This window comes from Lysobacter sp. KACC 24251 (assembly GCF_057747755.1).
Genome location: NZ_CM173222.1, coordinates 2174622 through 2197920 on the forward strand (window position 1 = coordinate 2174622; position 23299 = coordinate 2197920).

17 protein-coding genes and 1 tRNA gene are annotated in these 23299 nt (G+C 67.2%); 10 read left to right on the forward strand and 8 right to left on the reverse strand.

Going from position 1 to position 23299, the window contains the following annotated elements; genetic code table 11:
• Positions 1-137 precede the first annotated feature (137 nt).
• Together deoC and deoD are read left to right on the forward strand one after the other, a co-directional pair.
• The gene (gene deoC / locus AC3ARF_RS10275) at positions 138-878 is read left to right on the forward strand and encodes a deoxyribose-phosphate aldolase (protein WP_498927625.1); all 741 of its coding nucleotides are present in this window, start codon (positions 138-140) and stop codon (positions 876-878) included.
• Between the two features lie 13 nt (positions 879-891).
• Entirely contained in the window at positions 892-1608 is a 717-nt protein-coding gene (gene deoD, locus AC3ARF_RS10280) for a purine-nucleoside phosphorylase (RefSeq protein WP_498927627.1), read from the forward strand.
• 105 nt (positions 1609-1713) lie between these two features.
• Here deoD and AC3ARF_RS10285 read toward each other — a convergent pair.
• Positions 1714-1798 (reverse strand) — tRNA-Leu (locus tag AC3ARF_RS10285).
• Positions 1799-1981: 183 nt separating this feature from the next.
• Between AC3ARF_RS10285 and rnk the strand changes: the two genes are divergently transcribed.
• From rnk to AC3ARF_RS10300, 3 genes are all read left to right on the forward strand, one after another.
• Positions 1982-2398, forward strand: a complete 417-nt coding sequence (gene rnk, locus AC3ARF_RS10290) for a nucleoside diphosphate kinase regulator (protein WP_498927629.1) — start codon at positions 1982-1984, stop codon at positions 2396-2398.
• Between the two features lie 142 nt (positions 2399-2540).
• A complete protein-coding gene (gene parC / locus AC3ARF_RS10295; RefSeq protein ID WP_498927631.1) occupies positions 2541-4784 on the forward strand; it encodes a DNA topoisomerase IV subunit A in 2244 nt (747 codons plus the stop codon).
• A gap of 325 nt (positions 4785-5109) precedes the next feature.
• Positions 5110-5769, forward strand: a complete 660-nt coding sequence (locus tag AC3ARF_RS10300; RefSeq protein WP_498927633.1) for a thiopurine S-methyltransferase — start codon at positions 5110-5112, stop codon at positions 5767-5769.
• A 10-nt stretch (positions 5770-5779) separates the two neighbouring features.
• Here AC3ARF_RS10300 and AC3ARF_RS10305 read toward each other — a convergent pair whose 3' ends face one another.
• Positions 5780-8764 (reverse strand): EAL domain-containing protein, encoded by a 2985-nt coding sequence (locus AC3ARF_RS10305; protein ID WP_498927635.1) that lies wholly within the window; start codon positions 8762-8764, stop codon positions 5780-5782.
• A 104-nt stretch (positions 8765-8868) separates the two neighbouring features.
• Positions 8869-10572: an asparagine synthase B gene (gene asnB / locus AC3ARF_RS10310; protein ID WP_498927637.1), complete on the reverse strand. Its 1704-nt coding sequence runs from the start codon at positions 10570-10572 to the stop codon at positions 8869-8871.
• A gap of 318 nt (positions 10573-10890) precedes the next feature.
• Here asnB and AC3ARF_RS10315 point away from each other — a divergent pair, with 318 nt between their 5' ends.
• The gene (locus tag AC3ARF_RS10315) at positions 10891-13263 is read left to right on the forward strand and encodes a penicillin acylase family protein (RefSeq protein ID WP_498927640.1); all 2373 of its coding nucleotides are present in this window, start codon (positions 10891-10893) and stop codon (positions 13261-13263) included.
• Positions 13264-13265: 2 nt separating this feature from the next.
• Here the strand turns inward: AC3ARF_RS10315 and dapE are convergent, their stop codons facing one another.
• Genes dapE through map form a run of 5 tightly spaced genes read right to left on the reverse strand, consistent with a single transcriptional unit; the run spans position 13266 to position 19138 of the window.
• Positions 13266-14399: a succinyl-diaminopimelate desuccinylase gene (dapE, locus tag AC3ARF_RS10320; protein WP_498931835.1), complete on the reverse strand. Its 1134-nt coding sequence runs from the start codon at positions 14397-14399 to the stop codon at positions 13266-13268.
• 53 nt (positions 14400-14452) lie between these two features.
• A complete protein-coding gene (locus AC3ARF_RS10325; protein ID WP_498927642.1) occupies positions 14453-14812 on the reverse strand; it encodes a Spx/MgsR family RNA polymerase-binding regulatory protein in 360 nt (119 codons plus the stop codon).
• Between the two features lie 5 nt (positions 14813-14817).
• Positions 14818-15714 carry a 2,3,4,5-tetrahydropyridine-2,6-dicarboxylate N-succinyltransferase gene (gene dapD / locus AC3ARF_RS10330; protein WP_498927644.1) on the reverse strand — a complete coding sequence of 299 codons (897 nt, stop codon included), beginning with the start codon at positions 15712-15714 and terminating at the stop codon, positions 14818-14820.
• Positions 15711-18365, reverse strand: a complete 2655-nt coding sequence (gene glnD, locus AC3ARF_RS10335) for a [protein-PII] uridylyltransferase (RefSeq protein ID WP_498927646.1) — start codon at positions 18363-18365, stop codon at positions 15711-15713. The genes dapD and glnD overlap by 4 nt, the downstream gene beginning before the upstream one ends.
• Positions 18362-19138 carry a type I methionyl aminopeptidase gene (map, locus tag AC3ARF_RS10340; protein ID WP_498927648.1) on the reverse strand — a complete coding sequence of 259 codons (777 nt, stop codon included), beginning with the start codon at positions 19136-19138 and terminating at the stop codon, positions 18362-18364. Before map ends, glnD begins: the two co-directional genes overlap by 4 nt.
• 399 nt (positions 19139-19537) lie before the next feature.
• Here map and rpsB point away from each other — a divergent pair, with 399 nt between their 5' ends.
• The 4 genes from rpsB to AC3ARF_RS10360 all read left to right on the forward strand — a co-directional run bounded on the left by rpsB (position 19538) and on the right by AC3ARF_RS10360 (position 23268).
• Positions 19538-20341: a 30S ribosomal protein S2 gene (rpsB, locus tag AC3ARF_RS10345; RefSeq protein WP_498927650.1), complete on the forward strand. Its 804-nt coding sequence runs from the start codon at positions 19538-19540 to the stop codon at positions 20339-20341.
• 175 nt (positions 20342-20516) lie between these two features.
• The gene (tsf, locus tag AC3ARF_RS10350; RefSeq protein ID WP_498927652.1) at positions 20517-21395 is read left to right on the forward strand and encodes a translation elongation factor Ts; all 879 of its coding nucleotides are present in this window, start codon (positions 20517-20519) and stop codon (positions 21393-21395) included.
• A gap of 166 nt (positions 21396-21561) precedes the next feature.
• Positions 21562-22296, forward strand: a complete 735-nt coding sequence (gene pyrH, locus AC3ARF_RS10355) for a UMP kinase (RefSeq protein ID WP_498927654.1) — start codon at positions 21562-21564, stop codon at positions 22294-22296.
• Between the two features lie 24 nt (positions 22297-22320).
• Positions 22321-23268, forward strand: coding sequence for a cation diffusion facilitator family transporter (locus AC3ARF_RS10360; protein WP_498927656.1), 948 nt, complete (start codon positions 22321-22323; stop codon positions 23266-23268).
• Positions 23269-23299: the final 31 nt, after the last annotated feature.

A 23299-nucleotide genomic window follows, 5' to 3' on the forward strand; every position in this document is an offset into this window, starting at 1 on the left:
TTAAGGCGGCGTGGGCGCAGGCGTTCCCGGACATGGCCACGATCAGGCTGCGGCCTGTCGACCACCGAGTTGCCTCAAATCAAGGAAGGCACCCGTGCAGCGGCCTAGCCTGCGGAGGTCACCGCTCCGGCTCCGCCATGTCCACGCCGCCCTCCCCTCGCGACCTCGCCTTGCGCCTGCTGCCGCTGCTTGACCTCACCACACTGGGCGAGGACGACACGCCGGGGCAGATCGCTGCCCTTTGCGCCGCGGCCGTGTCCGCCCAACCCGGCCCCGCAGCCGTCTGCGTGTACCCGGAGCACGTGACCACCGCGCGCCGTGCCCTGGGCGAAACTCCGATCAGAGTCGCCACCGTGGTGAATTTCCCGGAAGGCGAGGGACGCCCCGCGCGCATCCATCGAGAGACCCGCCGGGCGCTTGCAGCGGGCGCCGACGAGATCGACCTCGTATTCGATTACCGCGCCTTCCTGCGTGGCGATGCCACCCTCGCCCGCGAGGGTGTCCTTGCCTGCCGCGAGGCATGCGGCAAGGACGTGCCACTGAAGGTGATCCTGGAAACCGGCGTGCTCAGTGAAACGGCGCTGATCCACCGCGCCAGCCGGATCGGCATCGACGCCGGCGCCGACTTTCTCAAGACATCGACCGGCAAAGTGGGCGTGAACGCCACGGTGCCCGCCGCGGGCGCGATGCTGGACGCCATCCAGGCCTCCGGGAGCCAGTGCGGCCTGAAGGTCTCCGGCGGCATCCGCACGCTGGACGATGCGGCCCCGTTCCTGGCGCTGGTCGATTCGCGCATGGGCCGCGACTGGGCGACGCCGCGCCACTTCCGCATCGGCGCCAGCGCGCTGTTCCCCACGCTGCTGTCCGCCATCCAATGACACGTCCCTGCGCATGAGCACACCCCACCTGGACGCCGAACCGGGCCAGATCGCCGATACCGTGCTGCTGCCGGGTGACCCGTTGCGCGCCCGCCACATTGCCCGCGAGTTCCTCGAGGGCGCCACCGAGGTGAACACCCGCCGCAACATGCTGGGCTACACCGGCACGTTCCGCGGCCAGCGGGTGTCGGTGATGGGCAGCGGCATGGGCATTCCGTCGTGCGCGATCTACGCCACGGAGCTGGCGCGTTTCCATGGAGTCAAGCGGATCGTGCGGGTCGGCACCTGCGGCGGAGTCGGCGATGTCGACCTCGGGGACATCCTGCTGGCGCAATCGGCCAGCACCGATTCGCGATTCAACCGCCTGCAGTTCGGGGGGCACGACCTGGCGGCGTGCGCGGACTTCGAACTGCTGCGCGCCGCCGTTTCCGCTGCCACCCGGCTGGGCATCCCGGCCCGGGTCGCGGGGGCGTTCAGCACCGACTGCTTCTACGATGGCGACCCCCACCTGGTCGAGCGGCTGGTCCGCCATCGCATTGTCGGCGTCGAGATGGAGTCGGCGGGCCTGTACGGGCTGGCGCTGCGCGAGGGATTCCGGGCGCTGTCCGTGCTTGTGGTCAGTGACCACCTGCAACGCGGTGAGCACATGGCCGCGGAGCAACGCGAGCAGGGTCTGTCGAAGATGGTGTCGCTGGTACTGGACGCGCTCTGCGCCAACGAAGTCGCGTAGTCGGGGCACCTTGCCGTCCCCGTCGCGACGGCGCGAATACCGTGGCCTGAAAACACGAAACCCCGCACGATGGCGGGGTTTGCGAAGGGTTGTACCCTTTGTATATGGTGCCCAGGAGAGGACTCGAACCTCCACGGTTTTACCCGCTAGTACCTGAAACTAGTGCGTCTACCAATTCCGCCACCTGGGCATTTCGTTCGGCGATGTTGCTGCCTTGCGAGCCGCGTATTCTGGGACCACACCCGCCCCCTGTCAACAGGTTTTTTGTCGGGTTGAAGTCGACCTGCTACGGGGCTACCGTCTGGATACAACCAGTGAACCTGCGGGCGGTGCGCACGGAGCGCGTCGCCCGCTTCTACTTTTGGAGAAGAGCATGACCAAGCCCACGCCGCCGCCCCTGGTGATCTCCCGTTTCGACTGCGAGCGCCTGGAGGCGCTGCTGGAAACCCCCATCGCACGCGGACTCGACACCCAGGCCCTGCAGGCCGAGCTGGAACGCGCCGACATCATCGAGCCGGCGGCAATGCCCGCCGACGTGATCACCATGAATTCCACCGCCCGCTTCCTGGATGAGAACAGCGGCGAAGAACGCGAGATGACCCTGGTGTTCCCGCGCGACGCCGATGGCAGCGCCGACAAGGTGTCCATCCTCGCGCCGGTCGGCAGCGCCCTGCTGGGGCTGCGCATCGGTGACAGCATCCAGTGGCCGATTCCAGGCGGCCGCACCATCAGCCTGCGCGTGCTGTCGATCCAGTACCAACCCGAGGCCGCCGGGGACTTCACCCGCTGAGCCACGCGCGCAGGTCCTCGGTCGCAGCATTTGCGACCCCTGCCGCATATCCTCCCCGCCCCGGCCCGACGGCCGGGCCGGCGGTTAGAATCGCCCGGACACCCGAGCGAGCACACCGCCTCCGCATGACCGGTTTTGCCCAATGAATGATTCCGTACGTCCGGCCTTCCACGGCTTCGAGCAGATCCCGCTGCGCGAATACGCCGAACGCGCCTACCTCGACTACTCGATGTACGTGGTGCTCGACCGCGCCCTGCCCTTCCTCGGCGACGGGCTCAAGCCGGTGCAGCGCCGCATCATCTATTCGATGAGCGAGCTGGGGTTGAACGCCGCCTCCAAGCCGAAGAAGTCCGCGCGCACCGTCGGCGACGTGATCGGCAAGTACCACCCGCACGGCGACAGCGCCTGCTACGAGGCGATGGTGCTGATGGCGCAGCCGTTCTCGTACCGCTACCCGCTGGTGGAGGGCCAGGGCAACTTCGGCTCCACCGACGACCCCAAGTCGTTCGCGGCGATGCGCTACACCGAGTCCAAGCTCACCCCCATTGCGGAAGTGCTGCTGGGCGAGCTGGGCCAGGGCACGGTGGACTGGACGCCCAACTTCGACGGCACGCTGGAAGAGCCGTCGTGGATGCCGGCGCGCCTGCCGCACCTGCTGCTCAACGGCACCACCGGCATCGCCGTAGGCATGGCCACCGACGTGCCGCCGCACAACCTCAATGAAGTGGTCAGCGCCTGCGTGCGCCTGCTCGATGACCCGGACGCGACCACCCGCGACCTGTGCGAGCACGTGCTCGGCCCCGACTACCCGACCACGGCCGAGATCATCACCCCGCGTGCCGACCTGCTGCAGATGTACGAGACCGGGCTGGGCAGCGTGCGCGCCCGCGCGGTGTACGAGAAGGACGGCAACAACATCGTCGTCACCGCGCTGCCGTACCAGGCCTCGCCGGGCAAGGTGATCGAACAGATCGCCACGCAGATGCGCGCGAAGAAGCTGCCGTGGCTGGAGGACCTGCGCGACGAGTCCGACCACGCCAACCCCACGCGCATCGTGCTGGTCACCCGCAGCAACCGCGTGGACACCGACCAGCTGATGGGCCACCTGTTCGCCACCACCGACCTGGAGAAGAGCTACCGGGTCAACTTCAACGTGATCGGCCTGGATGGCCGCCCGCAGGTCAAGGGCCTGAAGCAATTCCTGGCGGAGTGGCTGGGCTTCCGGACCGACACCGTGGTGCGTCGACTCAAGCACCGCCTCGACAAGGTCGAGCGCCGCCTGCACATGTTGGCCGGCTTGCTGGTCGCCTTCCTCAACCTGGACGAGGTGATCCGCATCATCCGTACCGAGGACGAGCCCAAGGCGGTGCTGATGGCCCGCTTCGCCCTGACCGAGGAGCAGACCGATTACATCCTCGAGACCAAGCTGCGCCAGCTGGCGCGCCTGGAGGAGATGAAGATCCGGGGCGAAGAGGCCGAGTTGATCGCCGAGCGCGACCGCATCCTCGCCACGCTGGATAGCAAGGCCAAGTTGAAGAAACTGGTGAAGGACGAGTTGCTGGCCGACGCCAAGAAGTTCGGCGACGCGCGCCGCTCGCCGCTGGTCGCCCGCGGCGCCGCGCAGGCCATTTCGGAATCCGAGCTGGTGCCCAGCGAGCCGATGACGGTGGTGCTCAGCGAGAAGGGTTGGGTGCGCGCGGCGAAGGGGCACGACATCGACGCGGCCGGCTTGAGCTACCGCGAGGGCGACGGCCTGCTGGGCGCGGCCAAGGCGCGCAGCACGCAGCAGGTGGCGTTCCTGGATTCCACCGGCCGTGCGTATTCGACCGTGGTGCATTCGCTGCCCTCCGCGCGTGGCAACGGCGAGCCGCTGACCGGACGGTTCTCGCCGGCCGCGGGTGCCTCGTTCCAGACACTGGCCAGTGGCGCAGATGACGACCGCTTCGTATTGGCGTCCTCGCACGGGTACGGCTTCGTCACCCGCTTCGAGAACCTGACCGGACGCAACAAGGCCGGCAAGGCGATGCTGTCGCTGACGCCGGGCGCCAAGGTGCTGCAACCGGCAGCGGTGGGTGCGATGGACCAGGCCCGAGTGGTGGCCGTGACCAACGTCGGTCACCTGCTGGCGTTCCCGGTGGCCGACCTGCCAGAGCTGGACAAGGGCAAGGGCAACAAGCTGATCGACATTCCCAAGGCCAAGCTGGGCACCGAGCGTGTCGTGGCCGTGGCGGTGGTGCCTGCCGGCGGCACGCTGACGGTGAAATCGGGAGCGCGGACCATGTCGCTATCGTGGAAGGACCTGGACGAGTACGTCGGCGCGCGTGCAACACGCGGTGGCTTGCTGCCCCGCGGCTGGCAGAAAGTGGAAGGACTTGAGGTCGCGTGACGAACCGATTGCATCACCAGGCGGCGACCAGTCTGATGGTTGAGGGTGACCGATCCGGGCGGGCTTTACCGTAAATGCTCATGCAGTCCGGCAATCCGGCTGCGGCAGGGTGCCCGGCTCGACAATCGGTGGTCATCAGGCCCGTCGATGGCTGGTCTCCGACCGGCCCTTGATGGAATTTCGAGATCAATCGTCGCGGCAGCTTCAACCATGACACCCGCTTGATGGCCGTAGCGCTCGAATGCGGAGTGGTCCCGCTGCGGTAGCATTTGTGGCGGAGGCGGACGACCGCCCGCTTCTTTTCACAGCCCCTACGGAGCCCCACGTGGAACCCGGATTCTGGCAAGAGCGTTGGCGCGAAGGTCGCATCGGCTTCCACCAGGACAAAGCGACGCCGCTGCTGCTCAAGCATTGGCCTTCGCTCGGTGTCACCCCAGGCTCGCGCGTGTTCGTGCCGCTGGCCGGCAAATCGCTCGACATGCTGTGGTTCGCATCACAGGGCTATCGCGTGCTGGGCGTGGAGTTGTCGCGTTTGGCCGTGGAGCAGTTCTTCACCGAGAACGACATGCCCTACACGATCACCGAGTCTCCCTACGGTCGGCATTATCGATCCGGAGAGATTGAAGTGGTCTGCGGTGATGTTTTTGCGATCGATGATGCACTGCTCGACGAAAGCGATGCGGTGTACGACCGTGCCGCGCTGATCGCGCTCCCACCGGCCATGCGCCTGCGCTACGCCCGCGAGGTGTACGCCCGCCTGCCCGGCCGGTGCCAGGGCCTGCTCATCACCCTCGAGTACCCCCAGCACGAGAAGGAGCCGCCCCCCTTCTCGGTGGATGAGGAAGAGGTGCGTACGCTGTTCGACAAGGATTGGAGCATTGACCTGCTCGAGCGGCGCGACATCCTGAGCCAGCAACCCATCTTGGCCGAGGAAGGCATTACCTCGCTCCACACCGCGGTCTACCGGCTGGGGCGGCGAGCCTGACGCCAGGCCGCTAGTGGCGGCGCCACGCGCCCCACTCCGAGGCGGGGCGTGCGGGCGAAAAGAGGAAGCCCTGGCCCAGCTCGCAACCGATCTCCATCAAGTAATCGCACTGTTCGCGAGTCTCGATGCCCTCGGCGATAACGTCCATTCCCAACGTACTGGCCATGGCAATCACCGCCCGCACAACAGCCTCACTGCCCGCTTCCTCTCCCCGACGCAGCGCATTGACGAACGATCGGTCGATCTTGAGCGCATGCAGCGGAAACCGGTGCAGGTAGCTCAACGATGAGTAGCCGGTGCCGAAATCATCCAGGGCGGCCACCACGCCTGCCTCACGGAGGACTTCGAGCGTAGTCCGCACCTGGTCGGGGTTGTCGAGCAGCGCGCCCTCGGTGACCTCCACCCGGATGCGATCGTGCGAGAGATGGTGCTCATCGAGCAGGTTCAGCAACTGCTCGGCCAACGCCGGGGAGCGGAAATGGCGGGGCGACACGTTGATCGTGACATAGCCCATGTCTTCACGTTGCGCCTGCACCAGGCGACAGGTCTTTTCGAACATCTGCCAGTCGATCTGCTCGACGCTGCCGTTCTCCTCGGCTGCCTCCAGGAAATCGCTTGGTGTCAGGATGCCACGACTGGGGTGGCGCCAACGCAGCAGCGCTTCGTAGCCAACAACATGCCGGTCGCGCAGTCGCAGGATGGGCTGGAAGTACGGGATGAACTCGGAACGCTGTACGGCACGTCGCAGGTCGCTTTCAAGTTCGAGAAGTTCAAGCGCCTCGCCATGCAGCCGCTTGTCGAATATCTCATAACGCTGCCTGCCACGCGCCTTCGCCCGATACATGGCGACATCGGCATCGCGCAGCATTTCTTCCGCACGCCCATAGCGCTCGTGGCCAAGGGCAATTCCGATGCTGGCAGACGTGAACAATTCCTTTCCATCGATCAGCATCGGCTTGCCGAGCGAATCGATCACGCGTTGCGCGAGGTTGCAGGCCTCCTCGGGAAGGTTCACGTCCTCGAGCAGCATCGCGAACTCGTCGCCGCCCAGGCGGGCGACCACGTCGAACGGCCGCACGCATGCCGCCAGCCTCGCCGCCGCCTGCTTCAGCATTTCGTCGCCCGCGTGGTGTCCCACACTGTCGTTGACAACCTTGAAGCGATCGAGGTCGAGGAACAGGACCGCGAAACTGTGGTCGGGGCTGCGCCTGCGCCTCGCCAGGGCCCGGTCCAGCGCACCGTAGAGGAAGCTCCGGTTTGGCAGCCCGGTCAGTGAATCGTGCAGCGTCTCGTGCATCAGTTGCTGTTCGACGCGCTCGCGCTCCCTGATCTGCTGCCGCAGTTCGCCCACCACGGACGCCAGTTCGCGCGTTCGGCTCTCCACTCGCCGCTCGAGGTCGCCCTGCGCCTGCTTGCGGTCCAACGCCGTCAGGATGTGTTGCGCGACGTAGGAAAGCAGCGCCTGGTCCTCGGGGCCGTAATGGACGTCAGGGTCGTAACTCTGCACGAGGATGGCCCCACGAACGGTGCCCCCGGAGACCATCGGCACCCCTAACAGATCTTCCGCGACCGACCCAACGAAAACCCCGGGGGGAATGCCGAGCCGGGATATCACCTGCTCTGGCGGCCCCACCACTGCCTTGCCACTGCGGATCAGCCCCATCGTGATCGTGTCGCGCATCTCGTCGGCTGGGACGTCCGCGCCAATCTCGACAAGGCCCGGGTCCTTCTCGTCGGCGTGGTAGATGAATCTGAGGGTGTCCCGCTCGCCATCGTGCAGCGCGATGATGAAGTTGCGCGCATACATCAGCCCACCCACGACTTCGTGTATGCACGCGAGCATCTCGCTCATGTCCAGCTCCGCACTGGCCAGGTCGGCGATGCGGTACAAGGCGGCCTGCAGTTGTTCGCCCCTCTTGCGCTCCCGGACCTCCTCCGTCAGCGACTGGGTCCGCTCTTCCACGCGTTTCTCCAACTCCTCGTGCGCCTGCTTGCGCTGCAACGCGGTGAGGATGTGTTGCGCGACGAAGGCCAGCAATGCACTGTCTTCCTCGGTGTAGCGGTTGTGCTCATCGTATGACTGCACCACCACCGCACCGCGTACCCGCCCCTCGGCGACCATCGGCACACCCAACCAGTCCACACTGTCGGGGCCGAACTCGCCTGCCGCCGGCAAGCCAAGCGTTTCCCGCAACTGGCGTGAGGGCCCGATCATGGGCTGGCCGCTACGGATCACCGCCATCGTAAGGCTGTTCTTCAGCCGGGCCGCCGGAATCTCCTGGCCCGCACGGATGGCCTCGGGGGCCACCCCGTCGGCGAAGTACACGAACCGGACGGTGTCCCGCTCCGCGTCGTACAGTGAGATGAAGAAATTCTCCGCGTACATCAGCCCCGCGACCACCGCATGGGTGCAGCGAAGCGTTTCCGCCATGTCCAGCTTGCTGCTCGCGAGGTCCGCGATCAGATACGACGCGCTCTGCAGCTTGGCCGCCCTCTCCAGGCGCCCCGCCGCGCGGCGTGCGGCGGCAAGTTCCGACTCGGCACGCATCCGTACGGACAGCAAGGTAAGGAATGCCCGCAGACCCGGGGGGGCAGCATCGGGCAGGCCCATCGTGTCCGGCCATTCAGCCAGGATGACGGCCTGCGCGAAAGCCAGCGAGTATCCCGCCTGTATCCAGCCGGACTCATGGGAACGGCTCACCACGCAACCCCGTCGCCGCCGGGCTTCCTCAATCAGCGTCGACTCCCCCAGAGACAGCGGCGTGGTCGGCCACTGGTGACTAAGTGGTCGCCCGTCGGACGTGAGGCCGGCCACCCAGACCAGACGGGCGTTGCGGCACCCGAAGACCGTCTCCGCCAAGTCCAGCACCATCGCGTCCAATTCGCTTGGGTTCGTCGGGACGCGCGGAAGGCAAGCCGCCGAGGCAGCCAACACCGCTTCGGTTCCGGCTCCGGCACCGCCGTGCTGGCCCGCCTCGTGGATGGACTTGGACATTGCTGACTTGGCAACGTGCCAAGCTGCGGGAAGCGGCCGCTGACGACCGCGAGGGCGACCTGCGGCCTTGAGGCAAACCTTGCCCCAGCTTGCCGGGTTCAGCCCTACGCCGCCCGATGCACCCCTGCCACCGCCCGGCCCGACGGATCGGCCATGCTGGCGAACGCGGCATCCCAGGCAATCGCCGCCGGCGTCGAGCATGCAATCGACTTGCCGCCTGGCACCGTGCGGGCGCAGGCGTCGCCCGGAAACACCTGTTCGAACAGGCGCCGGTAGAAGTACGCCTCCTTGGTGTGTGGCGTATTGATCGGGAAGCGCTGCTCCGCGGCGGCCAGCTCGGCATCGCTCACCTGCGCCTCGGCATGCGCCTTCAGACCGTCGATCCAGCCGTAGCCGACGCCGTCGCTGAACTGCTCCTTCTGTCGCCACAGGATCTCCGGCGGCAGGTAGCCCTCGAAAGCTTCCCGCAGGATCGCCTTTTCGATGCGCACGCTGCCGTCCGGGCGGGCGCCCGCCATCTTGTGCGCGGCGTCCATGCGCATCGCCACGTCCAGGAACTCGACGTCCAGGAACGGCACCCGTGGCTCCACGCCCCACGCCATCATCGACTTGTTGGCGCGCAGGCAGTCATAGCTGTGCAGGGCGTCGAGCTTGCGCACCAGCTCTTCGTGGAATTCGACCGCGCTTGGGGCCTTGTGGAAGTACAGGTAGCCGCCAAAGATCTCGTCGCTGCCCTCGCCCGACAGCACCATCTTCACCCCCATCGCCTTGATGCGGCGCGCCAGCAGGTACATGGGCGTGGACGCGCGGATGGTGGTGACGTCATAGGTCTCGATGTGGCGGATCACCTCCGGCAGCGCATCCAGCCCCTCCTCGAAGGTATAGGTGAAGCCGTGGTGCACGGTACCCAGGGCGTCGGCGGCCACCTGTGCGGCCTTGAGGTCGGGCGATCCCTCCAGGCCGATGGCGAAGGAATGCAGGCGCGGCCACCAGGCCTCCGACTGGTCGTCCTCCTCCACGCGGCGACGGGCGAAGCGCGCGGCGCAGGCGGCCACCAGCGATGAGTCCAACCCGCCCGACAGCAGCACGCCGTACGGCACGTCGCTCATCAGCTGCCGGTGGACGGCGCGTTCGAAGGCTTCCCGCAACTCGGCTTTGTCCGCGGCCACGCCAGCCACGGCCGCATAGTCACGCCATGCGCGCTCGTAGTAGCGGATCGGCCCACCGTCCGCACAGCGCGGATCGGCGCTGTCGTAATAGTGGCCCGGCGGGAATGGGGCCACGTCGTCGCACACGCGAACCAGCGCCTTCATCTCCGAGGCCACCCACAGCCGACCGTCGGCGTCATGCCCCCAGTACAGGGGGCAGATCCCCATGTGGTCACGGGCAATCACCACCCGCCCTTGGGCGCGGTCCCACAGGGCGAAGGCAAAGATGCCGTTGAGCTGGGCCAGCCAGGCGCCGATTTGGCTGCCATCGCGGTACAGCGCGTTGACCACTTCGCAGTCCGAGCCGGTCTGGAAGGCGTACGGCCGCGCCAGCCGCCGCTCGAGCTCGCGGTGGTTGTAGATCTCGCCGTTGACCGCCAGCACTAGTTCGCCATCCGCCGAACGGATGGGCTGGGCGCCACCGGCCGGGTCCACGATGGCGAGGCGTTCGTGCACCAGGATGGCCGCGGCGTCGACGTGAACGCCGCTCCAGTCAGGCCCGCGATGGCGTTGCCGCGCGGACAACGACAGCGCCAAAGGGCGAAGCGGCGCGAGGTCCACGCCGGGACGGAGGTCGAAGACACCGAGGATCGAGCACATGATGGAACTCCTGGGGAGAGGGTGAAAACAAAAAGGCCCGCACTTCGCAGTGCAGGCCCTGGAGAGATCGAGTAGCGGTTACGCGTGCTAGTCGCCGGCCTGCGGGAGGCTGGCGTTGTTATTCAGGTTGTTGCCATGGACCGTCGCGCAACCGGACCCGGTGGGGGCGGCACAGGCGCTGGCGGCGGGAGCAACAGAGGTCATGGCCCGATCCTGCTACATCGCCGGTGGCCGCGCAAGCGACGCTTTCAGCGGAAACGAAACGCACGCCCGCTGGGCCCGCGTTGATTCGATAAGCTGGGTGCGGAGGCGACGATCATGAAGTGGATGCTGCGGGGCTTTTACCTGGTTGCCGGCATGGCCGCGGTGTTGGCACTGCTGGCGTGGGCAATGCTGCGTGGCAGCCTGCCCCGGCTCGACGGCGAACTTGCGTTGCCAGGACTCACCGCCTCGGTCACGGTGCAGCGCGATGCACTCGGCACGGTCACCATCGAGGCGGACAACGAAGTCGACGCCATGCGCGCGCTCGGCTACGTGCACGCGCAGGAGCGCTATTTCGAGATGGACCTGATGCGCCGCACGGCCGCAGGCGAACTGGCGGAACTGTTCGGCCCGCGCGCGGTGGATCTGGACAAGTCCCGACGCGTTCATCGGATGCGGGTCCGGGTGCAGCGCGACCTGGCGCTCATCGCAGGCGACAAGCGCAACACGCTCGATGCCTATGTCGAAGGCGTCAATGCCGGTCTGGCAGACCTGCGCTCGCGCCCTTGGCCCTACCTGCTGCTGCGCACCCAACCGCAACCCTGGCGGGCGGAGGACAGCGCGCTCACCGGCTACGCGATGTACTTTGACCTGCACGACCCCGAGAACGCGAGGGAGCTTGCACTGTGGCGCCTGCAACCGCGCCTGCCCGCGCCCCTGTTCAACTTGTTGGCCCATGACGGCAGCCGCTGGGACGCGCCCATCGCGGGCCGGTCGCGTGGCGATGCGGCGTTGCCTGCGGCCAGCGACCTGGACCTGCGTACGCTGCCCGCCACCCGCTCGGCCCGCATCGATCCGCTTGCCGAAGTCGCCGCCACCGGCAGCAACAACTTCGCGGTGGCAGGCGCACTGACACGGGATGGACGCGCCATCGTCGCCGACGACATGCACCTGGGACTGCGTGCGCCGAACATCTGGTTCCGCGCGCGCCTGCGCTATGCCGATGCGAAGGCCGCCGACGGTCGGGTCGACATCAGCGGCTTCACCCTGCCGGGCTTGCCCACGATGGTGGTGGGCAGCAACGGGCACGTCGCGTGGGGCTTCACCAACGGCTATGGCGATTGGCTGGACTGGCGGCGTGAGCGTCCTTGCCAGCCCCCCACATCCTCGGGACGCTGCGAGCCCACGCTCCGCCACCAGGAGCCCATCGCCGTCGCGGGCAGCCAACCCGTGCCTTTCACCGTGGAGGAATCGGCATGGGGACCGATCCTGCACCGCGAACCGGACGGGACGGCTCTGGCACTGCGCTGGACCGCGCACCTGCCCGGCGCGCTCAACTTCGGCCTGAGCCACTTCGCGCGTGCGGGATCGCTGGACGAGGCACTCGCCTTCGCAAACGCGACGGCCGTACCGGGCCAGAACCTGGTGATCGGCGACCGGAGCGGGCGGATCATGTGGCGAATGCTCGGCCCAATGCCCATGCGCGGCGAGGGTTGCTCAACCCATCATCTGGTCGAGGAAGCGGGCGCGTGCCGCCCATGGCCTGTCTCGACGGCCCACGCACCTGCCGTGATCGACCCGGCAGCCGGCCGGCTGTGGACGGCCAACAGCCGCGTCGTTGACGGCCACGCCCTCGACCGCATCGGCGACGGCGGCTATGTGCTTGGCACCCGCGCGCGACAGATCCGCGACGCACTCTTCGCACGGGAACGCTTCGACGAGCGCGACCTGCTGGCCATTCAGCTCGACGACCGCGCCGGACTGTTGACCCCCTGGTGGCATCTGCTGCGCGAGAGTGCCGGACGCACCCGCCTGCCCGCGCTCAGCTCGCTCGCGGACGCAGCCACCCATTGGGAAGGGCGCGCCGCACCTGAGGCCGTCAGTTACCGGCTGGTCCGCACATGGCGGCTTGCCGTGAATCGCCGCATCGAGGACGGACTGCTGGCCCCGGCCCGCGCGGTGTCGCGCGAAGGCGAGTCCCTGCCCTCGCTGCCGCAACTGGAGGGCGTGGCCTGGCCCATGGTCACCGAGCGGCCGCCCCACCTGCTCCCGGCCGGCTACGCCTCGTGGGATGCACTGCTTGAAGACGCCGCCGTCGAGACGCGCGAGACCCTCACCCGGAAGGGCCCGCTCGATCAGCGCACGTGGGGCGAGCACAACACCGCCAACATCTGCCACCCGCTGGCCGGTGCACTGCCCGCCTTCGCCAAGCCGTGGCTGTGCATGCCGTTTGAGCCGTTGCCGGGCGATACCGCGGTCCCGCGGGTGCAGACGCCCGACAAGGGCGCGTCACAGCGCATGGTGGTTGCCCCCGGGCGTGAGGCGGAAGGCATCGCGCACATGCCGGGTGGGCAAAGTGGCCATCCCCTGTCACCGTTCTGGGGCGCGGGTCACGACGACTGGGTGCACGGTCGGGCCACGCCCTTCCTCCCTGGGGCGACGAAGCACACCTTGCGGATGGCGCCGACGCAGGAGAACGGCCGCCGCTGAGCTCAGCCCAGCAGCATGCGCCTGATCAGCGCGTGATAAAGCGACGGCAATGCCTCGAGGTCGGCCACCCGCACGTGCTCATCCACCTTGTGGATGCTGGCGTTGACCGGTCCGATTTCGATGCATTGCGTGCCCAGCGGCGCGATGAAGCGTGCATCTGACGTGCCGCCACCGGTGCTTTCCTCGGGCGGGGCGCCGGAAAAGGCTTCCAGCACCTCGCGCGCAGCGGCGCGCAACGCGCCTTCGGGCGTGTAGAACGGCTCGCCGCTGCGATGCCAGTGAACCGAATAGTCCAGCGCGTACGACTGCAGGATGGACTCGCATTCGCGTTCCAATTGCTCGGCAGTCCAACTCGGGTTGTAGCGCAGGTTCAACAGCACCTGCAGCTCGCCCGGAATCACGTTGTTGGCGCCCGTCCCCGCGTGGATGTTGCTGACCTGCAGGCTGGTCGGCGGGAAGGTTTCGTAGCCTTCGTCCCAGCGCCGCGCAGTCAACGCCGCAAGCGCGGGCAGCGCAAGATGGATCGGGTTGCGCGCTTTCTCCGGGTAGGCCACATGCCCCTGGATGCCGCGCACCGTCAGCGTCGCCGACAGGCTGCCACGACGTCCGACGCGCAGCAGGTCGCCCAGGACCGCCTTCGACGAGGGTTCGCCGGTCACGCACCAGTCCATCCGCTCACCGCGCGCGCGGAACACATCGGCGACCTTGCGCACGCCGTCGATGGCGTCCCCTTCCTCATCCGAGGTCAGCAGGATCGCGATGCGTCCGGGGTGATCGGGGAACTCTCGCGCGAATTCCTCGACGGCCACCACGAACGCGGCAACGCTGCCCTTCATGTCCGCGGCGCCGCGGCCGTACAGCACGCCCTCGCGCACCTCGGGCGCGAACGGATCACTCGCCCACGCTTCGCGGGGGCCGGGTGGTACCACGTCGGTGTGGCCGAGCAGCACGAGGGTCGGCCCGTCCTGGCCATGCACGGCCCAGAGGTTGTCGACCTCGCCAAAGCGCAGGTGCTCGCACTTGAACCCCGCCTGGGCAAGCCGCTGCGCCAGCAAGTCCTGACAGCCTGCATCGTCCGGCGTCACCGACTTTCGCGTGATCAGCTCGCGCGTCAGCGCCAGCGTCTGCCTCCCCATTTCGTTCGCCCGCGCTTCCGCCTGCATCGCACTCCCCTCGCCCACGGCGCTACTCATGCGCCGATGCCGAAACGCTTCTTGAATCCGTTGTCACTGAAGCCTTGCGTCACCACTCCATCGTCGGTCACCACCACCGGACGCCGGATCAACTGCGGGTATTCCTTCAGCAACAGCTTCCACTCGGCATCGGACCCCGGTGATTTGCGCGCGTCCGGCAGCGTTCGCCAGGTGGTGGATGACTTGTTGATCATCGCCTCCCAGCCGCCCAACTGATCCCTCCACACCATCAGTGTTTCAGGATCCTGCCGCGCCTCGCGGTAATCGACGAATGCGTGCTCGACGCCAAACCGATCCAGCCACTTCGTCGCCTTGCGGCAGGTATCGCAGTTCTTGAGTCCGTACAGGGTGGTCATGCCGCTCAGTCCGCGAGGCCACGCAACAGGTCGTTGATGCTGGTCTTGCCGATGGTCTTGGCATCCACCTGCTTGACGATCACGGCGCAGTACAGCGAATGCGAGCCGTCCTTTGCCGGCAGCTGTCCCGACACGACCACGCTATAGGGCGGCACATAGCCGTAGCTGACCTCGCCCGTCATGCGGTTATAGATGCGGGTGCTCTGGCCAAGGAACACGCCCATGCCGATCACGCTGTGGTGGCCGACGACCACGCCCTCCACGACCTCCGAACGCGCACCGATGAAGCAATGGTCCTCGATGATGGTCGGGCTGGCCTGCAGCGGCTCCAGCACGCCACCGATGCCCGCACCGCCGGACAGATGGCAATGCTTTCCAACCTGCGCACAGGAACCAACCGTGGCCCAGGTGTCGACCATCGTGCCCTCGCCCACGTGCGCGCCGATGTTGACGAAGCTCGGCATCAGCACCACGTCCTTGCCGATATGCGCACCCCGGCGGGCAATCGCACCGGGTACCACGCGGGCCCCCAGCTTACGGAAATCGTTCTCGCCGTAGCCTTCAAAGCGCGCCGGCACCTTGTCCCAGAACGGCGCCGGCTGGGCTTCGACCACCTGCATCTCGTTGACACGGAAATACAGCAGGACCGCCTTCTTGAGCCACTCGTTGACCTTCCAGCCGCCCTTGCCATCCGGCTCGGCGACACGGAACTTGCCGTCCTCCAGGCCGGAAATCACGGTCTCCACGGACTCACGAAGCGAACCGTCGATCTCGTCGAGGGTGAGCATGGTGCGCCGCTCCCAGGCGCTGTCGATCATGAACTTCAGCTCATCCACGCCCGGCCCCTTGGGTGCGGCTTTCTTGCGAACGGTCTTGCGGGCGGTCTTCTTGGCGGGGCTCATCGGCTTTCTCCATCTAGGCAGGCCAGCAGCGCTTCGCGAAGCGCCTGCTGTTGGGTTTCGTCGAGGGGCAGGTCACGCCCGTCTGTGATCTGGAAAACGTCCTCGGCGCGCTCGCCGAAGGTGGCGATTCGCGCATCGTGCACGCGCAGCCCTTGGTCGCGTAGCGCACACGCCACGTCGGCGAGCAGGCCGGGACGGTCGTTGCACACCAGGCTGAGCATGGTGCGAGGCTTTCCGCCGGCATCAAGGGTGTTGAAGCCTACCTGCGGCACGATGCGGAAGTGGCGCAGGTGCCGGGGTTGCGCGCGACGCGCCGGACGGATGGCCTCCAGCGGCCCATCCAGCGCAACGGCCAGTCGGCGCTCGATCTCCTCGGCCGCGGGCGTGTTGCGTGGATCGGTCGGCACGACCTCGAAACTATCGAAGATGGTGTCGTGCGGGCCATCCAGAACGCGCGCCTGCTGGATCGCCAGTCCACAACGGTCGAGCGTGGCGACGATCGCGGCGAAGAGCCCGTCACGATCCGGCGAATGCACGAAAACCTCCAGCGCACCGGCATGCGCTGAAACCGGCCGCGCACGCACGCGCGTCTCGCCAATGGCAACCCCGCGCAACGACGCGGCCTGCCAAGCGAGCTGGTCGGCACGCCCGCGCTGGAAACCCACGTCGGGTATTCGTGCGAACAATGCGTCGACTTCGTCGTCGCTCACTCCGAACGCTCCGAGCATCGCCTTCGCGCCTGCGCGCGTTTCCATGCTGCGCTCGGCCGCGGCGACAGGGTTCTCCAAACCGCGCCGCAAGGCCAGGCGGGTCGCCGTGTACAAGTCGGCGAGCAATCGGTCCTTCCACGCATTCCACAGCTTCGGCGAGGTGCCGGCGATGTCGGCGCAGGTCAGCAGGTACAGGTGGTCCAGCCGTTCCCGATCCGCCACCAGCGTGGCGAAGCGATGGATCACCTCGGGGTCGGCAATGTCCTGCTTCTGCGCCGTCACAGACATCAGCAAGTGTTGTCGCACCAGCCATTCGACCAGCGCGGTTGCGCCTTCGGAGAGCCCCATGGCCTCGCAGAAGACTCTCGCGTCCACGGCGCCCAATTCGGAGTGGTCCCCGCCACGTCCCTTGGCGATGTCATGGAACAGACCCGCAAGAAGCAGCAATTCGGGCTTGTGCAGGCGTGGCCACACCTCGTGCGCCAGCACGAAACGTTCGTCCGGCTGACCTGACGCGAACGACGCCAGGTTCTTCAAGACCGCGAGCGTATGCTGGTCCACCGTGTAGACATGGAACAGGTCAAACTGCATGCGGCCTGACACATTGGAAAATGCCGGAATCCAGCGCCCCAGCAGGCCCAGCCGCGCCATCCGCGACAAGCTGCTGACCGGCTGGGGACCGCGCAGCAGCTGCATGAACCGGTTACGCAACGCAGGCGATGCCTCCTCGTAGGAAGGCATCATCGGCAGGGTTTCCGCCAGGGCGCGTGCGGTTCGTGAATGCAGGCCGCGAACGTCAGTGCGCTGGGCCCAGACCGCGAACAGCGCGAACATCGCATCCGGCGTACGCGGCCAAACGGGATCTCGTGCCGTCAGGTAGCCGCGACGCAGTTCGAAAAGATCGTCGATGGGCTCAGGCGTCGCCTCGCCTTCCAACTGCTCCTCGAAGCGCTGCAGCAGACGGTCGCCTATCCGCAACACGAGCGCGGCACTGCGATAGAAACCCTGCATCATCTGTTCGACGCCGAGATTCCCAGCGCTGTCCTCGTGTCCAAGGCGGGTGGCCAGCAGCTTCTGGTAATCGAAACGCAGGCGCTCCTCGCGCTTGCCTGCCACCAGGTGCAGGCCCCAGCGCAGTCGCGACAGCGCCTGCCGCTCGCGGCGTATGGTCGCCACTTCATCCGCGCCCATCAGTCCGATCGCAACCAACGATTCCATGTCGCCGGTGCCCAAGATGCGCAATGCCATCCACCGCAGCGTCTGCACGTCGCGTAGGCCGCCCGGACCTTCCTTCAGGTTGGGCTCGAGGTTGTCAGCCGTGTCGCCGTGGCGGGCGTGACGCAGGCGCAGCTCCTCGCGCTTGGCCGCGAAGAATTCCTGTGCGGGCCACACCAGCGAGGGTTTGACGGCGTCCAGCAGGGCAGCAGTGGCCGCCTCGTCGGCCACCAGCGGCCGCGATTCGAGCAACGAGGTCATGACCGTGAGGTCAGTTGCGGCCTCGGTGCACTGGCCTGCCGATCGCACCGCGTGCCCGGCATGCAACCCGGCATCCCACAGTAGCGCGACGAAGCGCGCGAGCGCGTCGGCGTGCAGCGCCTGAGCCCGCGGCTCGGCCAGCACGAGGAGGTCGATGTCCGATTGCGGAAAGAGCTCGCCGCGGCCGTAGCCACCCACCGCGAAAAGCGCCAGTCCATCGCCCGGCCCCACGCAACGTCGCCACGCCGCGACCACATGCGTGTCCACGCCCGCGGTGCGCGCCTTCAACAGGCGATCGATGTCGCAGTCGGCCCTGAACGAGGACGCCAAGGTGGCATCAAGCTGCGCCAACTCGGCACGTGCCGCTGCCGCCCATGCACCGTCGTCCACCGGGGGCGCGGCGTGGTCAGCGAGGCCCGCCGTCGGCTCCGGTGCAGGGGCCTCGCCGACGCCCTGCCCGGTCATAGATCGTTGTCGTCGCCCGGCAGGCGGGTCAGGATCTCGACGCCATCGTCCGTTACCGCCACGGTGTGTTCCCACTGCGCCGAGAGCTTGCGGTCCTTGGTGACCACGGTCCAGCCATCAGGCAAGAGACGCGTGTGGCGCGCACCTTCGTTGATCATCGGCTCGATGGTGAAGGTCATGCCCGGCTTCAGCACGACGCCCTCGCCGGCACGGCCGTAGTGCAGCACCTGCGGGTCTTCGTGGTAAACCCGACCAATGCCGTGGCCGCAGTACTCGCGCACCACGCTGAAGCGCTCGGATTCGGCGTACGCCTGGATGGCCGCGCCGATATCACCCAGCGTCACGCCCGGCTTCACCATGCGGATGCCCCGGAACATCGCCTCGCGGGTGACCTCGACCAGGCGCTTGGCCATGACCGACGGCGTGCCAACGTAGTACATGCGACTGGTGTCGCCGTGCCAGCCATCCTTGATCACGGTGACATCGATGTTGACGATGTCGCCTTCCTTCAGCACCTTGCCGGGGCTGGGAATGCCGTGGCAGATGACGTTGTTGACCGACGTGCAGACGGTCTTGGGGAAGCCCTTGTAACCGACGTTGGCCGGAATGGCCTGCTGCACTTTCACGATGTGGTCGTGGCAGATGCGGTCCAGTTCCTCGGTGGTCACGCCCGGCTTGACGTGCGGGGCGACGACCTGCAACACCTCGGCGGCCAGGCGGCCGGCGACGCGCATCTTCTCGATTTCTTCGGGGGTCTTGAGGGTGATTGCCATTCGCACATTATCCCTGATCCGCACTGCCGCTGTCTGATGATTCCAAGCGCAAGCGCCCTGTGGCGGGAGCAATCCCATGGCATTGCCCCCTCTCCCGCCCCACCGCCCCCCGAGTTGCCCCGGATCGCCGTCCGGGCTACACTTCCGCGGCTATGCGTCCGGCCTCGCCGGCCATATGCCGCCCACGCCGGGTGTCAGTGAAGGGCCCCAAACCCCTCTCAGGCGAATACACACCTGCCGCCACCACCCGTCCCGGGGTGCCCTGAAATCCTTACGGATCAATGGGTTCGGAGACGAAAGCGACAGGGAGGCCCAACCCCGGAACCCTCGCCCCGCCCACAGCGCGGGCAGGCCGACCCATTTCCCGCGGCCGGGTTCCACTGCCTGGAGTTACAAGCAATGCCCCAGATCACCATGCGCCAGATGCTGGAAGCCGGCGTCCACTTCGGCCACCAGACCCGCTACTGGAACCCGAAGATGGGTCCGTACATCTTCGGTGCCCGCGGCAAGATCCACATCATCAACCTCGAGAAGACTGTTCCGCTGTTCAACGACGCGATGAACTTCATCTCGGGCGTCGCCCAGAAGCGCGGCATGATCCTGTTCCTCGGCACCAAGCGCTCGGCGCGTGATGCCATCAAGGAAGAGGCCGAGCGTTGCGGCATGCCGTTCATGAACCAGCGCTGGCTGGGCGGCACCCTCACCAACTTCCGCACCGTGAAGCAGTCGGTCGCCCGCCTGAAGGAGCTGGAAGCTGCTGAAACCGACGGCACCTTCCAGAAGCTGGTCAAGCACGAAGTGCTGGGCCTGCGTCGCGAGCGTGACAAGCTGGAAGCCTCGCTGGGCGGCATCAAGGAAATGAACCGCCTGCCCGACGCGATCTTCGTGATCGACATCGGCCACGAGGACATCGCGATCAAGGAAGCCAAGAAGCTCGGCATCCCGGTCATCGCCGTTGTCGACACCAACTACAACCCGGAGCTGGTTGACTACGCGATCCCGGGCAACGACGACGCCATCCGCGCCGTGCAGCTGTACGCCCGCGCCGCTGCCGACGCCGTGCTGGAAGGCAAGGCCGCTGCCCCGCAGGCCGGCGTGCGTGAGGAAGAGTTCGCCGCTGCCGCCGAGGGTGAGGAAGGCGCCGAGGCCCCGAAGGCCCGTCGCGCTCCGGCCAAGAAGGCCAAGGCCGACTCGGCCGAGTAAGCGTGTCGCAACGCCGCCGCGCCAGATTGGCCGGCGGCGTTCACCGCGGTGGCCGCAAGCCACTGCCCATATCCGCCGGTCCGGACGCAGCGGGCAGCCTGTGCCCCGCCCTACCGGCCCACCGCGCAGCCTGCCCGCTGCGCCCGGCCCGGCCACACAATCGAGGTAAATCCCCATGGCAGAAATCTCCGCCTCCCTGGTCAAGGAACTCCGTGAGCGCACTGGCGCCGGCATGATGGAGTGCAAGAAGGCCCTGACCGAGAACAACGGCGACATCGACGCCGCTGCCGAATGGCTGCGCAAGTCGGGTCTGGCCAAGGCCGACAAGAAGGCGGGCCGCGTGGCCGCCGAAGGCCGCGTCGCCGTCGCCCAGAACGGCGGCAAGGCCGTGCTGGTCGAGATCAACTCCGAGACCGACTTCGTGGCGAAGGACGAGAACTTCATCGCCTTCACCAACGCCGTTGCCGAGGCCGCCCTGGCCGCCGGCGCCGCGGACGCCGAAACGCTGAAGGCCGCCAAGGTCGCCTCCGGCGAGACCGTCGAAGAGTCCCGCGCCGCCGCCATCTCCAAGCTCGGCGAGAACATCCAGGTTCGTCGCCTGGCCGTGATCAACACCGACAACAACGTCGCTGCCTACGTGCACGGCGGCAAGATCGGCGTGCTGGTCGAGGTCAAGGGCGGCGACGCCGACCTGGCCCGCGGCATCGCGATGCACATTGCCGCGATGAACCCTCCGTACGTCAAGGCGGCCGACGTTCCGGCCTCCTTCGTTGAGAAGGAAAAGGAAATCGAGCTGGCCAAGATGAGCGACAAGGACAAGGCCAAGCCGGCCGACATCCTCGAGAAGATCATCAGCGGCAAGATCAACAAGATCGTCAGCGAGGTCACCCTGTACGGCCAGCCGTACGTGCTGAACAGCGACCAGACCGTCGAGCAGGCCGTCAAGGCCGCGGGCGCCGAGGTTGTCGGCTTCCAGCGCCTTGTGGTCGGCGAAGGCATCGAGAAGGTGGTGGAGGACTACGCCGCCGAAGTCGCGAAGGCGATGCAGGTCTGACAAGCCGCTTGGGAGTCACGAAAAGCCGCGGGAAACCGCGGCTTTTTTGTTGTGCCCGGGCGCGCCGGGAACTGCGGCACGCACCACCCCGCTCGCGCTCCAATGGCTGAGGGGCGCCGGGAGGAGCTACAATTCTGCGGCTCGCCTGCCCCCCTTAGAGGTCACCATGTCCCAACTCGCCTACCGCCGCGTCCTCCTGAAACTTTCCGGCGAGGCGCTGATGGGCGACGAGGACTACGGCATCGACCCCAAGGTGATCGGCCGTCTCGCCCGGGAGGTCATGGAAGCCCGTGAAGCCGGGGCGGAAGTCGCGCTGGTCATCGGAGGCGGCAATATTTTCCGCGGCGCAGGCCTCGCAGCTGGCGGCATGGACCGGGTGACCGGCGACCAGATGGGCATGCTGGCCACGGTCATCAACGCCCTGGCGATGCAGGACGCGCTGGAGAAGCTGGGCGGCAAGGCCCGGGTCATGAGCGCGATCAAGATCAACGACGTGTGCGAGGACTACATCCGTCGCCGCGCCATCCGCCACCTCGAAAAGGGCCGCCTGGTGATCTTTGCCGCCGGAGTGGGCGCCCCCTTCTTTACCACTGATTCCGGCGCTGCGCTGCGCGCGGTCGAGATCGGTGCGGACCTGCTGCTCAAGGCCACCAAGGTCGACGGCGTGTACGACAAGGACCCGAAGAAGCACTCCGACGCGGTCCGCTACGACAAGCTGTCATACGACGAAGTGATTGCCCGCGACCTGCAGGTCATGGACACCGCGGCTTTCGCTCTTTGCCGCGACAGCGACCTGCCGCTGCGGATCTTCGACATGAGCCAGCCCGGCGTGTTGCTGCGGATCCTGCGCGGCGAGCCCATCGGCACCCTGGTCCACGGCCGCAACGGCACGGCGGCCTGACCCGCCGTCGCAACTGGGCCGGCCATGTCCCTCCAGCACCACGATCACGCACACGGGCATGACGGCACCCGCGCTTTCGCCGCGGTCACGCTGATCAACCTGGCGTATACGGTGCTGGAGGCCGGCTACGGCTTCGCCACCAATTCGCTGGCGCTGCTGTCGGATGCGCTGCACAACTTTGGAGATGTCCTGGGCCTGGCCCTGGCCTGGGGCGCGGCGGTCATCGCCCGCCGCCCACCCAGCGGCCGCCACAGCTACGGCTGGCGGCGGGCCACGCTCCTGTCGCCGCTGGCCAACGCCACCCTGCTGGTGGCCTTTTCGGGCGCACTGGGCTGGGAGGCGATCCGCCGCTTCATGGCTCCCCCTGAGGTTCCCGGCATCCCCGTGATGGTCGTGGCGGCCATTGGCATCGCAGTCAACCTGGGCGCGGCCTGGTTCGTGCGGGAAGGCCACGACCGCGACCTCAATCGTCGAGGCGCGTTCCTGCACCTCATCGCCGATGCCGCGGTATCGGTGGCTGCCGTGCTGGCCGGTGCCGGGATGTGGTGGTTCGGCTGGGCGTGGCTCGATCCGGCCACCGCGCTGCTGGTGGCCCTCGTCGTTGCCGTGGGCGCCACCAGCCTGCTGCGCGAGAGCTTCAGCGCGGCGATGGACGCGGTACCCAAGGCCATTGACCAGGAGCAGGTGACGGCATACCTGCGGTCACAGCCTGGGGTCATTGCAGTGCACCACGTGCATATCTGGTCACTGGGTGCGGGTGAAGTCGCCATGACCGCCCACCTGGTGCGACCCTACGACGAACATCACGACCGCTTCATCGACGAGCTCAACCATGCGCTCGACGACCGCTTCGGGATCAACCACCCCACCCTGCAGGTGGAGCACGGGCGGGCGTGCGAGCATGACCAGCACGAGCGGGCGCCGCACGGGCAGCTGGACGCCGGGCACGGGTACCACTCGCACGATCACTGAGCTGCGCCCCTGACGGCGCCGTGCCGGGCAA

What these genes read in the sequence shown, in the direction of transcription:
- AC3ARF_RS10305 (WP_498927635.1), bottom strand. Translation starts at nt 8,764, where the DNA reads ATGTCCAAGTCCATCCACGAGGCGGGCCAGCACGGCGGTGCCGGAGCC.
- AC3ARF_RS10315 (WP_498927640.1), top strand. Translation starts at nt 10,891, where the DNA reads ATGAAGTGGATGCTGCGGGGCTTTTACCTGGTTGCCGGCATGGCCGCG.
- tsf (WP_498927652.1), top strand. Translation starts at nt 20,517, where the DNA reads ATGGCAGAAATCTCCGCCTCCCTGGTCAAGGAACTCCGTGAGCGCACT.
- rpsB (WP_498927650.1), top strand. Translation starts at nt 19,538, where the DNA reads ATGCCCCAGATCACCATGCGCCAGATGCTGGAAGCCGGCGTCCACTTC.
- asnB (WP_498927637.1), bottom strand. Translation starts at nt 10,572, where the DNA reads ATGTGCTCGATCCTCGGTGTCTTCGACCTCCGTCCCGGCGTGGACCTC.
- parC (WP_498927631.1), top strand. Translation starts at nt 2,541, where the DNA reads ATGAATGATTCCGTACGTCCGGCCTTCCACGGCTTCGAGCAGATCCCG.
- AC3ARF_RS10360 (WP_498927656.1), top strand. Translation starts at nt 22,321, where the DNA reads ATGTCCCTCCAGCACCACGATCACGCACACGGGCATGACGGCACCCGC.
- glnD (WP_498927646.1), bottom strand. Translation starts at nt 18,365, where the DNA reads ATGACCGGGCAGGGCGTCGGCGAGGCCCCTGCACCGGAGCCGACGGCG.
- dapD (WP_498927644.1), bottom strand. Translation starts at nt 15,714, where the DNA reads ATGAGCCCCGCCAAGAAGACCGCCCGCAAGACCGTTCGCAAGAAAGCC.
- pyrH (WP_498927654.1), top strand. Translation starts at nt 21,562, where the DNA reads ATGTCCCAACTCGCCTACCGCCGCGTCCTCCTGAAACTTTCCGGCGAG.
- map (WP_498927648.1), bottom strand. Translation starts at nt 19,138, where the DNA reads ATGGCAATCACCCTCAAGACCCCCGAAGAAATCGAGAAGATGCGCGTC.
- rnk (WP_498927629.1), top strand. Translation starts at nt 1,982, where the DNA reads ATGACCAAGCCCACGCCGCCGCCCCTGGTGATCTCCCGTTTCGACTGC.
- deoD (WP_498927627.1), top strand. Translation starts at nt 892, where the DNA reads ATGAGCACACCCCACCTGGACGCCGAACCGGGCCAGATCGCCGATACC.
- deoC (WP_498927625.1), top strand. Translation starts at nt 138, where the DNA reads ATGTCCACGCCGCCCTCCCCTCGCGACCTCGCCTTGCGCCTGCTGCCG.
- AC3ARF_RS10325 (WP_498927642.1), bottom strand. Translation starts at nt 14,812, where the DNA reads ATGACCACCCTGTACGGACTCAAGAACTGCGATACCTGCCGCAAGGCG.
- dapE (WP_498931835.1), bottom strand. Translation starts at nt 14,399, where the DNA reads ATGGGGAGGCAGACGCTGGCGCTGACGCGCGAGCTGATCACGCGAAAG.